The sequence below is a fragment of the Salinicoccus sp. RF5 genome, assembly GCF_020786625.1.
Taxonomy (GTDB): domain Bacteria; phylum Bacillota; class Bacilli; order Staphylococcales; family Salinicoccaceae; genus Salinicoccus.
This window is the reverse complement of record NZ_JAJGRC010000001.1, coordinates 400,545-414,461: the sequence shown is the minus strand read 5'-3', so window position 1 is coordinate 414,461 and position 13,917 is coordinate 400,545. Positions and strand designations below refer to the sequence as shown.

The window sequence follows — 13,917 nt, the reverse complement described above, 5'->3', positions numbered from 1 at the left end:
TTTTTATGAATGATGGAATATTCAAGGAAGAATGGCTGAAAGAGGCGAAGGTGGCGCAGAGCCGCGCCTATACACCATATTCCAAATTTAATGTGGGTGCACTGCTCATCACTGAAGATGACCAGTACATCTATGGGGCGAATATAGAAAACGCCGCCTATCCGGCAACGATATGCGCAGAGCGCAGTGCACTGGTAAGCGCCTACTCCAATGATATCAAGAAATTCAAGGCAATTGTGATCATTACGGATTCTGAAGAGCCTTCAAGTCCCTGCGGTACTTGCCGCCAGGTCATGAAGGAGCTCTGTGACGATGATATGCCTGTATATTTGGCGAATGCGGCCGGTAAAGTCATCAAACGCTCCGTGGATGATCTGCTGCCGCTCGGCTTTTCAGGGAAGGATATGGAACTATGACAGAAAACGAATTCAAATCGGGATTCATAAGCATCATCGGACGGCCGAACGTCGGCAAATCCACTTTCATGAATAAGGTTCTCGGGCAGAAGGTGGCCATCATGTCCGACAAGCCCCAGACGACAAGAAACAAGATACAGGGTGTCCATACGACGGAGACGAGTCAGATGATCTTCATAGATACGCCCGGCATCCACAAGCCGAAGCATCAGCTTGGGGAACATATGATGAAAGTGGCACGGAACACGCTGAGGGAAACGGAAGCCATACTTTTCCTCGTAAATGTGGCTGAGGAGCTTGGCCGGGGGGATGAATACATCATCGATATGCTCAAGCATACGGAGACCCCGATCATCCTTGTGATGAACAAGATTGACCTAGTCCATCCGGACAAGCTCATCGAACAGATAGAGGTGTATAAGGACAAGCTCCCTTTTGCAGACGTAGTGCCGATATCGGCGCTCCAGGGCAATAATGTGGACCGTCTGCTCGAGGTCATCGAAGGCTATCTTCCGGAAGGACCGATGTACTATCCGGAGGATCGGATCACCGACCACCCTGAGCATTTCATCGTGGGCGAACTCATCCGTGAGAAGGCGCTGCACCTGACCAGCCAGGAGATTCCACATGCAATTGGGGTGGAAGTGGAACGCATGAAGGCCGATGACCGGGGGACGGTCAATGTTTCGGCAGTCATCTACGTCGAACGTGATTCCCAAAAAGGGATGGTCATTGGTAAGAACGGCAAGATGCTCAAGGAAATCGGCAAGATGGCCCGCATTGATATAGAAAACCTTCTTGGCAGCCGGGTCTACCTCGAACTTTGGGTGAAGGTCCAGAAGGACTGGCGCAACAAGTCGCAATTCATCCGTTCGCTCGGTTACCGGGATGAGGAGTATTAGGGTCACGGATGATATATCAGCATAAAGGTGTAATGATCCGGCAGACCAACTACAGTGAGTCCAGCCGGATCATTACCATATTGACGGAGGATGGGACGCAGGTGCCGTTGATGGCAAGAGGGTTCAACAAGACGAAAAGCCCCTTCATCGTCCTGAAGCAGGGACTCAAGGAGGCGCTTTTCACCTACAACCGTTTCAAGGGGATGGGTACACTGAATGAAGTCGATGTCATCCAGCCATTCAAGCGGGTCAATGGTGATTTCATCGTCTACACCTATGCCTCCTATGTCATGGAACTCATCACGCGGGCGTTGGAAGAGGACATGGCGCAGGAGACCTTCTACCGCCTCATGATCAAGTCCCTCTCCCTGCTCGAAGCGGAGAGTGCACCGGCTGCAGTCGTGTCCTTCACAGCGATCAAGATGCTGCCGTACTACGGCGGGCAGATGAACGTCGATGCATGTGCTGTATGCGGCACTACCGACAGGTCGCTGTTCTCCCATTACTCCTTCAGTCATCACAGTGTGCTCTGTGCACGCTGCATCGATGAGGAGACGGCCCATCGTGCCGTCCCCGTCAGCAACAGGGTGCTCTACCTGGCCGGATATATGAAGCATACGGCGGTCGATCAGGTGGACTCGATCCGCATTTCGAAAGAGAATGCAGGTCTCCTGCTCGCATTCGTCGAGATGATATATGATGAATATACCGGCGTCTATTTCAAGTCGAGGCGTCTGCTGAAGACATTATAAAAAAACGGCAAAGCCTCGACTTTGCCGTTTTTGCTGTCTAATATTTGAATTTTTCCTCGAGGAAATCATTCAGTTCATCGATTGCCACACGTGTCTGTTCCATCGTGTCGCGGTCCCTGACAGTCACCTTGTTGTCTTCTAGTGAATCGAAGTCGAAGGTGATGCAGTATGGTGTGCCGATTTCATCCTGGCGTCTGTAGCGTTTGCCGATGGATTGGGATTCGTCGAACTCGACATTGAAGTCTCCAGCGATCTTCTCGAATACCTTGATTGCATCACCGCTCAGCTTCTTGGACAGCGGCAGCACTGCTGCCTTGAATGGTGCAAGCTGTGGGTGGAATCTGAGTACTGTGCGCTTTTCACCATTATCGAGTTCCTCTTCTTCATAGGCATCACACAGGAAGGCAAGCGTGACGCGGTCAAGGCCGAGGGAAGGTTCGATACAGTAGGGAATGAACTTTTCTCCCGTCTCCTGGTCATGGTATGTGAAGTCCTCATTCGAGTGCTCCATATGCTGGCGCAGGTCGAAGTCGGTACGGCTCGCGATGCCCCACAGTTCGCCCCAGCCGAACGGGAATTTGTATTCGATGTCCGTTGTCGCATTGGAATAGTGGCTCAGCTCGTCGTCATCATGATCCCTGAGTCTCGTGTTTGCCTCGCTCATGTTCAGGTCCTTGAGCCATTTGACGGCGAAATCCTTCCAGTAGTTCTGCCATTCGATTTCTGTGCCCGGCTTACAGAAGAATTCGAGTTCCATCTGGTCGAATTCACGTGTCCTGAATGTGAAGTTTCCTGGTGTGATTTCATTACGGAAAGACTTGCCCACCTGGCCGATGCCGAAAGGCAGCTTCTTGCGCATCGTACGCTGTGCATTCTTGTAGTTGACGAATATGCCCTGTGCCGTTTCAGGTCTCAGGAAGATTTCGTTTGTAGAGGATTCCGTGACCCCCTGGAAGGTCTTGAACATCAGATTGAACTGCCTGATTTCCGTGTAGTTGTGTGCACCACAGTTTGGGCAACGTATATCGCGCTCCTCGATGATGTGCTTCATTTCATCGAAGCTCAGTCCGTCTGCAACAAAGGAATCGTCCTCCTTCTGGATGACATCTTCAATCAGCTTGTCCGCACGGTGGCGGGACTTGCATTCCTTGCAGTCGATCATCGGATCGTTGAAGTTGCCGAGGTGTCCGGAGGCTTCCCATGTCTTCGGGTTCATCAGTATTGCTGCATCCAGTCCGACATTGTATGGGGACTCCTGGATGAATTTCTTCCACCATGCCTGCTTGATGTTGTTTTTGAGTTCGACGCCGAGGGGGCCGTAGTCCCATGTGTTCGCCAGGCCGCCGTATATCTCACTGCCCGGGAATACAAAACCTCTCGTTTTTGCCAGATTCACAATCGTTTCCATTTCCATTTGATTCGACTCCTTACATTTGAATAATCAGAGTTAAAGATGGCGGATAATAATAAACGCCCCCGGATAACATCAATGTTATCCGGGGACGAGCATAGCCCGCGGTTCCACCCCAATTAGTGTAGACACTCCGCTTTTATATCCACTTTTATCTTCATTATGATATGCCAATTCATTGTTAAGCTCGCACCATCCTTAACTCGCTTCAGTTCCATTATAGCCACAGTTCGATTATTGTGCAATCTTTTGTGTATATTTCTTTATTCCACCGAATGTATTATAATTGGGTATGTTGGGAGTGAGGGCATGGAACTGAATGAGAGACAGGAAAAGATACTCAAAATAGTAAAGCAGCACGGGCCGATCACCGGCAGCAAGATTGCAGAACAGCTGTCGCTGACACGGGCAACGCTCAGACCCGATCTGGCGATACTGACCATGTCGGGATATCTGGATGCAAGACCCCGGGTCGGCTATTTCTATACCGGCAAGGAATCCGAGGAAGTGATGACTTCCAAAATCAGGAACATACTTGTCAGTGAAGTACAGAGCGTACCCATCCTGATCAAGGAGGACACCTCCATCTATGAAGCGGTCGTCAAGATGTTCCTGGAGGATGTCGGCACCCTGTACGCCATCGACAACGACAAGGCATTGGCAGGTGTCATTTCCAGGAAAGATCTGCTCAGGGGGACGATGGGCGGTAATGACATAGAGAAGACGCCGGTGAGCGTCATCATGACCAGGAAGCCGAATATCACCATATGCTATCCGAATGACCTTCTGATCTATGCGGCAAACCAGCTGATCGAAAAGCAGATCGATTCCCTGCCTGTCGTAGAGGAGCGGGATGGCATCGACCAGGTGATCGGAAGGATCACCAAAACCACCATTACAAGAGTATTTGTTAATCTCATGGAATAAGGAAGTGTTTGAATGTCTAAGATTAAAGTGATCGTTGCTTCGGATTCCGTCGGGGAGACGGGTGAACTGGTGGCCAAGGCATGCCTGTCCCAGTTCAATGTTGATGAATCCGATGAAGTACTGATCCGCTATCCATATATAGAATCGGAGGAGAACGTGGATGATGTCATCGACCTTGCCAAAAGCAAGAATGCCATCGTCGTATTCACGATCATCACCCCCGAGCTCAGAAAGTATATAAAGCAGGAACTGCAGACCGAGAATATCGCATCGGTGGATATCATGGGACCGCTGATGAGCATATTGGAAGGCAAGGCTGAAGAGGCCCCGTACTATGAGCCGGGTCGTGTCCACCGTCTCGATGAGGATTATTTCAAGAAGATCGAGGCCATCGAGTTTGCGGTCAAGTATGATGATGGCAAGGATGCAAGCGGCCTCGACAAGGCGGATATCGTGCTGATCGGTGTTTCAAGGACGTCCAAGACGCCGCTGTCGCAGTACCTTGCCCATAAGAAATATAAAGTGATGAACGTACCGATGGTGCCCGAGGTCACACCGCCGAAGGAACTCTATAATGTGGATCCGAATAAATGCGTCGGTCTGAAGATCAACCCGACCTCATTGAACAAGATAAGGAAGGAACGGCTTGCACAGCTCGGCCTCAAGGATACGGCGAGCTATGCCAATGACCAGAGAATACAGGAGGAGCTGGACTACTTCAACGAAGTGATCGGTAAGATCGGCTGTCCGGTCATCGATGTCTCTGAGAAGGCAATCGAGGAAACCGCAAACGAAATTTTGGATTATGTCGAAGGCAGACCCGACATCAAAGGATGATGTGAGTGAGAATACCAGATGAAACAGTAGAAGCAGTTAAACAGGGGACCGACATCACTGACCTTGTTTCCAGTTATATAAAATTGGAAAAGAGGGGACGGAACTATGTCGGTCTCTGTCCATTCCACAATGAAAAGACGCCTTCTTTCACCGTCAGTCCGGATAAGCAGATATGCCACTGTTTCGGGTGCAAGAAGGGCGGCAATGTCCTGCAGTTCTACATGGAAGTTGAGAACGTATCTTTTACAGAGGCTGTCCGCAAACTCGGGAAACCGCTCGGCATCGAGATCGCGGCCTCCGAGCAGGTCACCAACGACAGTGAAATGCAGCTCATCAGGATCCATGAGTATATGACCGATCTCTACCATCATATCCTTATGCATACGAAAGAGGGCGAGGGTGCCCTCAAGTATCTCGAGGACAGGGGGTTTTCAGGGGAGATCATACGCAGGGAAAAGATCGGCATCGCACCGGATATGCGCGACTTCACCAAAAATGCACTCTCCGATAAGGGATTCAGCCTCGAGCTTGCATTCCAGGCGGGGGTCATCTCCCGTAATGAAGAGAATTTCTCCTATTATGACCGGTTCAGCGGACGGATCATGATTCCGATCCGGAACCACCAGGGCTATATCGTCGGCTATACTGCCAGAAGCATGGACGGACGGGAGCCCAAGTACCTGAATACACCGGAGACTTCCATATTCCAGAAACGGCGCCTCCTCTATAATCTGAGCGATGCCCGCAAGGATATCCGCAAGCAGGATGAAGTCATCCTGATGGAAGGCCACCTCGACATCATCAAGGTGAAGATGACCGATGTGAACAATGTGATAGGGCTGATGGGAACCGCCCTGAGCGAACAGCATATCCAGATGCTGAACCGCCTGGCCTCCAATGTCACCCTCATGTTCGATGGGGATCAGGCTGGACAGGCTGCCCAGCTCTCGCTTGGCGCGGACCTCCTTGAAGGGGGACTCAATGTCTTCATCATCTCCATGCCAAAAGGCATGGATCCCGATGAATATATAGAAAAATATGGAGCAGAAACCTTCCGGGACCTGGTCAAGAACGAAAAGCGCCATTATATCCACTTCAAGGCCGAACACCTGCTTGAAGAGAGCATGAACAATGACATGGCCTTTTCCAACAACCTGAAGATGCTTACCGACCACCTCAGGCATGTCAAGGACCAGGTCATTAGGGAGCGGCTGATCCAGCATATCAGCGAACTCTACAAGGTGGACCGCAAATCGATAGAACAGAATGTTCCCAATCAGGCCGCAGCCCCTTCTTCAGGCACAGTGGCCAGGCCGAGGCAGCTGCCCCTCAGGGAGCGGAAGGAGCGCTATCTCCTGCGCGCCCTGATGAAGGATCGGGACCTGTTTTTAAATTTCCAGGACAATATAAGTGAAGAAGTATTAACCGCACCCCGTTATTATGTTATATTTAAAGGGTTGTGCGCATATTTTGACAAACATGATGAATTTGAATTATCATCATTCAGCCAATACATTGAAGGAGAATACTTCAGCACTGCTGTAGAAGTGGAAGAACTGCTCATAAATGAAGATATCACGACCGAAGAAGTAAATGATTATATAGAAGACTTAAGTGGTATTAGGAATAGTGAGAAAGAAAAACAGTCGCTGTACCAGCAGCTGCAGGAAGCAGAAAACAGCAATGACATCGAACTCCAGATCAAATTGGCACAGCAGTTGAATGAGATTAACAGTCGCTATAAAAGGTGAGTGTGAAGTCTGAATAGGAGGGCTTTAAATGGCAGACAAAAACGTAAAGACGACCGAACTGAAAGATGTCGAACTGTTCACATCTGTAGAGCAAGTCAAAAATCATCTGGTGGAGAAGGGGAAGACACAGGGTCATCTGTCTCATGAAGAGATTGCTGATAAACTGTCCAGCTTCGAACTCGACGCAGATGCCATGGATGAATTTTTCGATGAAATAAATGAGAATGACATCCAGCTCATAAATGAAAAGGATACGACTGACTCCGATGAAAAACTCAATCTCCACGACATGAGTGCACCACCTGGAGTGAAGATAAACGACCCGGTAAGGATGTACCTCAAGGAAATCGGCCGGGTGGATCTTCTCAGTGCGCAGGAAGAGATAGAACTTGCCAAGAAGATCGAGCAGGGTGACGAGGTTGCGAAAAGCCGACTGGCTGAGGCCAACCTCCGCCTCGTCGTCAGCATTGCCAAAAGGTATGTCGGCCGCGGCATGCTCTTCCTGGACCTGATTCAGGAAGGGAATATGGGCCTGATCAAAGCCGTCGAAAAATTCGACTTCTCCAAGGGCTTCAAGTTCTCCACCTATGCCACATGGTGGATCAGACAGGCCATTACACGTGCCATCGCCGACCAGGCGCGGACCATCCGTATCCCAGTCCACATGGTGGAAACGATCAACAAGCTGATCCGTGTCCAGCGTCAGCTGCTCCAGGATCTGGGTCGCGAACCGACACCGGAAGAAATCGGTGAGGAGATGGATCTGCCTGCTGAGAAGGTCAGGGAAATCCTCAAGATTGCACAGGAGCCCGTCTCCCTTGAAACACCGATCGGGGAAGAGGACGACAGCCACCTTGGGGACTTCATCGAAGACCAGGAAGCACAGAGTCCATCCGATCATGCTGCCTATGAACTTCTGAAGGAACAGCTTGAGGATGTACTCGATACCCTCACAGACCGGGAAGAGAATGTACTCAGGCTCCGTTTCGGCCTGGATGACGGCAGGACAAGGACGCTTGAGGAAGTGGGCAAAGTGTTCGGTGTGACCCGTGAGCGCATCAGGCAGATTGAAGCCAAAGCCCTCAGGAAGCTGAGGCACCCAAGCAGAAGCAAGCGCCTCAAGGACTTCATGGATTGATGAGGCAGCCTGGCCAGTGTAAATTTTTATCTGAAAAATCTTTTGACTTTACTCATATTTAATATACAATTATAAATGTGAATATGTTTCTGCAAAGAGATTAGGGAGGTTGTTTTATGAATCGTAATCCGATTGTGCCTTTTATACTTATCATCTTCCTAGGCATCGGGCTTGTATTCCTGCTTTCTTCTCAAGGCGCCAATGAAGAAGAAGAAGGCGGTGGAGAAGAGACTGCCAGCGAAGAAGGTGGAGAAGGCGGAGGCGAAGAGGCTTCTTCAGGAGACTTTGACGCTGAAGGGTTTGCACGCGACAACTGCGCATCCTGTCATGGACAGGACTTCTCAGGCGGTATGGGACCTGCATTGGCGGGCACCAGCCTTGCTGAAGAGGATTTCACTGCTGCTTTGAGAGAGGGACCAGGATCAATGCCTGAGTTCACTGAAGATCAAATCGCAGATGAAGATGTTACAACGTTGTATGAGTTTTTCTCAGAACAATAACTTTTGCTTACTGACTTCCACACATCGTGTGGAAGTCTTTATTTATATCAGATGGAGGAAATGAAATGCTAGATGCAAGATTACAGAAAGTCTCGGAATTCATCACCGGGAGGAAGCTTCTCGACATCGGTTCCGATCATGCATACCTGCCTATAGAGGCGATCAGGAATGGAATCGTCAGCCAGGCGATATGCGGTGAAGTGGTGAAGGGCCCCTTCGATTCCACTGTAAACAATATCAGAAGGGAAGGCATGGAAGACAGGATTGAGGCACGGTTTGGTTCCGGTCTGGAAGTGGTCTCCCAGGATGATGCGGTGGATACCGTCACCATCTGTGGCATGGGTGGTCCGCTCATTGCCGAAATACTTGAAGACGGCCTCCATAACCTCGGAGGAAAGCCACGGCTGGTGCTTCAGGCGAACACGTACACCTATCCGGTACGGAAAGTGCTTGCAAGATCCGACTATCGCATCATTGATGAAACAGTGATCAGGGACGGACGGCATTTCTATGAAATCATCGTCGCTGAACCAGGTTCATCCGACTATGATGAAAAGCAGCTGATCTTCGGTCCGGTCCTCCTTGAAAAGAGGGAACAGGCGTTTATCGAAAAGCTCGAAAGGGAACTGGAACACCAACGGAACATTTATGGGAAGTTGAAGCAGAACTCATCAAACACTGAAAAAATTGATGAAGTTGCTGATACGATAAATGCATTGAAAGAGGTGCTCGAACAGTGAAGATTAGAGAACTGATGGGAATCCTTGATGACATCGCCCCCTTCAAGGATAGTGAAGAATGGGACAATACCGGACTGCTGGTCGGGGATTTGGATGATGAGGCCACAGGCATTCTGACGACCCTTGACTGCGCGCACGTCACAGTGGAGGAAGCGGTTGAGAAGGGTGCAAATGTCATCATTGCCCACCACCCGCTGATTTTCCCGAAGGTTTCAAATGTCACGGAGACAGGTGTGGGCAGCATCGTCAGAAAGCTGATCAGGAATGACATCAACCTCATCGCCATGCATACGAACCTGGATCACCAGCCGCATGGCGTCAGTCATATGATTGCAGAAGTGCTTGGATATGATCAGACGGAAATCCTCATCAAGCATGAATACTTCTATAAGAAGCTCAGAATCAATATACCAAAGGAAGATGTGGAACAGCTGAAGAAAGACCTTTCGGATGCAGGGGTCGGCAACCAGGGCGACTATTCCGAATGCTTCTTCGAATATCCGGTGAAAGGACAGTTCAGGCCGAATGACGAAGCGGACCCCCATATCGGCACGCAAGGGGAATTGGAGCATGTGGATGAGTATATCGTGGAAGCGATATTCGAAGCTGCGCACGAACAGCAGGTGATTGACGCGCTCATCAAATCCCATCCATATGAGGAACCCGCCTACGATGTGCTCACCCTGAAGAAACCGAGCGACAAGGGGCTCGGCGTCAAGTTCGATTACGATGATACGCTCGAATCCCTCGTCGAACTCATCAGGGAAAAAACAGGGCACGACATCGTCAATGTCGTCAACGCCAACACCGGCAGGATGAATAAAGTCGGCATCATCGGCGGCTCCGGCATGAGCTATATCAATGAAGCATTCTCACAAGGTGTCGATGTGCTCGTCACAGGAGATGTGAAATACCACGAAGCCTATGATGCCAAACTTGCCGGCCGGAACATCATCGATGTCGGCCACTATATGGAAGTGTTCATGGCGGAAGGCCTGAAACGTCTGGTGGAGGATCGCGTCGAACTGCCTGTACATGCGACCAGCTTCACCACCAATCCTTTCGAATAAAAAACCATCGAAGCATTGTGCTTCGATGGTTTTTTCTAATCCATGATCTTTACAGGCTTCGCCTTCTTGATCTTTGGCAATATTTTGTTCTTTGGTACTGTAGAGCGCGGTTCAGAACGGTTTTCCCTGTCATACTCCTTGATATAGTCGATGACTTCCTTGACGATCGGGGTTGGTGTGGAAGCACCGGCTGTTACTGCCACACTATCTATGTCCTCGAGCCATTCCGTCTTCAATTCGCTCAAGGAACTGATGCGGTAGGCATTTGTATGCGCGATTTCTTTAGAGACCTGTGCCAGACGGTTGGAGTTGTTGCTTTTCGGGTCTCCCACAACAATCAGAAGATCTGCTTCCTGTGCCTGTTCGGCGACCGCCTCCTGGCGCACTTGCGTTGCCAGGCATATTTCCTTGTGGACCTCGATGTGCGGGTACTGTTCCTTCAGCTGATCCATGAGATGGCCGACATCCCATTGGCTCATCGTCGTCTGGTTGGTGACGATGAGCTTCTTATGGGCCAGTTCCTCAGGCAGCGCCTTGACCTCTTCGAGCGTTTCGACGAGGTGGACGTGATCCGGCGACACACCGACAGCGCCTTCCGGTTCCGGGTGGCCCTTCTTGCCGATATAGACGACATCGTATCCTTCCCGCGTCCGCTCACGGATGAGCTGATGGGTCACCTCGACGTCCGGGCATGTAGCATCGATGCATGTCAGCCCCTTTTCCTTGGCACGCTGTTTGACTTGCGGAGAAACGCCGTGGGCAGTGAAGATCACCGTGCCCTCATTGATTCCTTCCAGTATTTCAAGCCTGTTGGCACCATCGAGCGTGACGATGCCGTCCTCTTCAAACGCATCCGTCACATGCTTGTTGTGGACGATCATGCCGAGAATGTATATTGGGCGGGGCAGTGTCTTGTCCATAGATGCATTCCGCGCAATCACCATCGCATCTACGACACCGTAACAATACCCGCGTGGGCTTATCTTAATAATATCCATGAAGTATATTCCTCCCTTAATGTCATTATAACCAAAAGCCGCACGTTTTTAAATCATCATGTAGTATGAATGATGTGTGGCCTAACACCTTCATTTCGGTTATAATGTAACCTGAGTTCCAATAAAGAAAACAGGTGAAACAATGAGTAATGCATTCAAAAGATTCAGGTTCAGCGAACAGATGCTGAATGCAATCGAAAGTATAAATTTTTCCCATCCTACCCTCGTACAGGAGCGTGTCATCCCGAAGATCCTGAAGAAGGAGAACGTCGTGGCACAATCAGAGACGGGCAGTGGGAAATCACACGCCTTCCTCCTCCCCATCATACATGAAATCAACACGGAGGATGCACATACACAGGCTGTCATCACGGCACCGACGCGCGAGCTGGCAAAGCAGCTGTACCAGATGACGCTTGAAATATTGAAGTCCTTCCCTGAAATCAGGGCTGCTGCCTTCATCGGCGGCACGGATATCGAAAGGGATGTGCAGAAGGCATCCAAGTCTCCCCACATTGTAATCGGTACGCCGACAAGAATCAAAGATTTGAGGGATAAGGGCGGCCTCAACCTCCATTCCGTCGAAAGGCTGGTCATCGATGAAGCCGATCTGATGATTGACCTCGGCTTCCTGGAGCAGATCGACAGCATCTCTTCCACAGTCAGCGATTCGGCTCAGTTCCTCGTCTTCTCTGCGACCATACCGGAAGCGCTCCGAATCTTCCTCAGGAAGTATATCGGAGAAACCGAGATCATCATCATCGACCAGCCTAGGAACAAAGCATCCATCCACTACAGCCTGGTGCCTGTGAAAGGCGACGACAAAGCAGCCAAAGTGCTTGCGCTGACACAGGATATCACGCCATACATCGGCCTGATATTCGCCAACTCCAAGGAACGTGCCGATGAACTGTTCGAATACCTCAACAGCAACGGCGTCAATGTCGGCCTTTTCCACGGCGGCCTGAAGCCGAGGGAGCGGACCAAAGAGATCAAGAAGATCCGTGAACTTGAATATGTATGGGTGGTGGCGAGCGATCTGGCTTCAAGGGGCCTCGACATCGATGGTGCCTCCCATGTCATCAACTATGACATCCCGAAGGACATCGAATTCTTCACACACCGCGTTGGACGTGTGGGCAGGGGTGCCTATACAGGCACGGCCGTCACACTCTATACACCGGATGAGGAATACCTCGTCAATGCACTTGAATCCAAAGGATATAAATTCATCCATGAGGACCTTAAAAAGGGCGAACTCGTCGAAATAAAATCAAGGACCGAACGCGCAAAGCGGAAACGCAAGGATTCCCATCTCGAGAACCAGCTTTCCCACAAGGTGAAAAAGCCGAAGAAGGTGAAGCCGGGTTACAGGAAGAAGATGAAGCACGAACTCAATACCCTCAAGCAGCAGGAGCGCATGAAGCACTCGAAGAGCAGGAAGAAAAAAAGATAGTAAATCAGAAAGGTGAATGAAATGCTTATAGGATCACACGTTTCAATGAGCGGCAAGAAAATGCTGGAGGCGGCAAGCATCAGTGCCCATAATTATGGTGCCAATACATTCATGATCTATACAGGTGCACCGCAGAACACGAGAAGGAAGAAGATAGAAGACCTGAACATAGAAGCCGGCAAGCGCCACATGGCGGATCATGGGATGTCCAAGATCGTCGTCCATGCACCCTACATCATAAATATCGCCAATTCCGAACGTGAAGGTGTATTCGAACACGGTGTGGAATTCCTGCAGGAGGAGATTGTGCGGACCGAGCACCTCGGCAGCAATCAGATCGTCCTTCACCCCGGCAGTCACGTCGGCACTGGAGCAGAGCGTGGCATCAGATCGATCGTCGAAGGGCTAAATGAAGTGCTGACGAACGACAACGATGTCCAGATTGCACTCGAAACGATGGCGGGCAAAGGGTCTGAAGTCGGCCGTACATTTGAAGAGATTGCACAGATCATCGATGGTGTGACGAATAATGAAAGGCTGAGCGTATGCTTCGACACATGCCACGTGCACGATGCAGGCTACGACATCGTCAATGACTTCGACGGCGTGCTGGATGAATTCGACCGCATCATAGGCAAGGGCCGCATAAAAGTCCTCCACATCAACGATTCCAAAAATGAACGGGGCGCCCACAAGGACCGCCATGAAAACATCGGTTTTGGCCATATCGGTTTCGATGCCCTTTCATACATCATCAACCATTCCGATTTCGGGGACATACCGAAAATACTCGAAACGCCTTTCGTCGGACCGGATAAGAAGAACAGGATAGCACCATATGCCCACGAGATCGAAATGATCAGGAACGGTAAGTTCAATCCTTCCCTTAAAGAGGAGATCAATCCGATGGTGGCAGGAGTAGAGGAGTAGTACGGATAAACCAGGATGGCAGCAGCCATCCTGGTTTTATTTCGTAATCATTCCTATTTACAAATCGTAATCATTCCTTTATAATATTG

General features: G+C 50.1%; 14 protein-coding genes. 12 read left to right on the top strand and 2 right to left on the bottom strand.

The annotated features are described in order from the left end of the window. Window positions 1–5 precede the first annotated feature (5 nt). Genes cdd through recO form a run of 3 tightly spaced genes read left to right on the top strand, consistent with a single transcriptional unit; the run spans window position 6 to window position 2,070 of the window. Complete coding sequence (gene cdd, locus LLU09_RS02280; protein ID WP_228310299.1) at window positions 6–416, top strand: cytidine deaminase; 411 nt, start codon at window positions 6–8, stop codon at window positions 414–416. Further along, complete coding sequence (gene era, locus LLU09_RS02275; RefSeq protein ID WP_228310298.1) at window positions 413–1,318, top strand: GTPase Era; 906 nt, start codon at window positions 413–415, stop codon at window positions 1,316–1,318. Before cdd ends, era begins: the two co-directional genes overlap by 4 nt. Window positions 1,319–1,326: 8 nt before the next feature. Then, window positions 1,327–2,070: a DNA repair protein RecO gene (gene recO, locus LLU09_RS02270; protein WP_228310297.1), complete on the top strand. Its 744-nt coding sequence runs from the start codon at window positions 1,327–1,329 to the stop codon at window positions 2,068–2,070. Window positions 2,071–2,107: 37 nt separating this feature from the next. On the opposite strand, the gene LLU09_RS02265 is transcribed toward recO, so the two are convergent. Then, entirely contained in the window at window positions 2,108–3,484 is a 1,377-nt protein-coding gene (locus LLU09_RS02265) for a glycine--tRNA ligase (RefSeq protein ID WP_228310296.1), read from the bottom strand. A gap of 306 nt (window positions 3,485–3,790) precedes the next feature. Between LLU09_RS02265 and ccpN the strand changes: the two genes are divergently transcribed. The 7 genes from ccpN to LLU09_RS02230 all read left to right on the top strand — a co-directional run bounded on the left by ccpN (window position 3,791) and on the right by LLU09_RS02230 (window position 10,444). Beyond that, a complete protein-coding gene (gene ccpN / locus LLU09_RS02260) occupies window positions 3,791–4,408 on the top strand; it encodes a transcriptional regulator CcpN (protein ID WP_228310295.1) in 618 nt (205 codons plus the stop codon). Between the two features lie 12 nt (window positions 4,409–4,420). After that, window positions 4,421–5,245: a pyruvate, water dikinase regulatory protein gene (locus tag LLU09_RS02255; protein WP_040104627.1), complete on the top strand. Its 825-nt coding sequence runs from the start codon at window positions 4,421–4,423 to the stop codon at window positions 5,243–5,245. A 5-nt stretch (window positions 5,246–5,250) separates the two neighbouring features. Continuing rightward, window positions 5,251–6,996 (top strand): DNA primase, encoded by a 1,746-nt coding sequence (gene dnaG, locus LLU09_RS02250; RefSeq protein ID WP_228310294.1) that lies wholly within the window; start codon window positions 5,251–5,253, stop codon window positions 6,994–6,996. Window positions 6,997–7,024: 28 nt separating this feature from the next. Then, a complete protein-coding gene (gene rpoD / locus LLU09_RS02245; protein ID WP_031545069.1) occupies window positions 7,025–8,134 on the top strand; it encodes an RNA polymerase sigma factor RpoD in 1,110 nt (369 codons plus the stop codon). Between the two features lie 116 nt (window positions 8,135–8,250). After that, a complete protein-coding gene (locus LLU09_RS02240; RefSeq protein WP_228310293.1) occupies window positions 8,251–8,634 on the top strand; it encodes a c-type cytochrome in 384 nt (127 codons plus the stop codon). 65 nt (window positions 8,635–8,699) lie between these two features. Continuing rightward, window positions 8,700–9,374, top strand: a complete 675-nt coding sequence (locus LLU09_RS02235; protein ID WP_228310292.1) for a tRNA (adenine(22)-N(1))-methyltransferase — start codon at window positions 8,700–8,702, stop codon at window positions 9,372–9,374. After that, entirely contained in the window at window positions 9,371–10,444 is a 1,074-nt protein-coding gene (locus tag LLU09_RS02230; RefSeq protein WP_228310291.1) for a Nif3-like dinuclear metal center hexameric protein, read from the top strand. The genes LLU09_RS02235 and LLU09_RS02230 overlap by 4 nt, the downstream gene beginning before the upstream one ends. 35 nt (window positions 10,445–10,479) lie before the next feature. On the opposite strand, the gene LLU09_RS02225 is transcribed toward LLU09_RS02230, so the two are convergent. After that, window positions 10,480–11,442, bottom strand: coding sequence for a 4-hydroxy-3-methylbut-2-enyl diphosphate reductase (locus LLU09_RS02225; protein ID WP_040104632.1), 963 nt, complete (start codon window positions 11,440–11,442; stop codon window positions 10,480–10,482). A gap of 142 nt (window positions 11,443–11,584) precedes the next feature. On the opposite strand from LLU09_RS02225, the gene LLU09_RS02220 reads away from it, so the two are divergent. Then, entirely contained in the window at window positions 11,585–12,898 is a 1,314-nt protein-coding gene (locus LLU09_RS02220) for a DEAD/DEAH box helicase (RefSeq protein ID WP_228310290.1), read from the top strand. Between the two features lie 21 nt (window positions 12,899–12,919). Further along, window positions 12,920–13,828, top strand: coding sequence for a deoxyribonuclease IV (locus LLU09_RS02215; protein ID WP_228310289.1), 909 nt, complete (start codon window positions 12,920–12,922; stop codon window positions 13,826–13,828). Window positions 13,829–13,917: the final 89 nt, after the last annotated feature.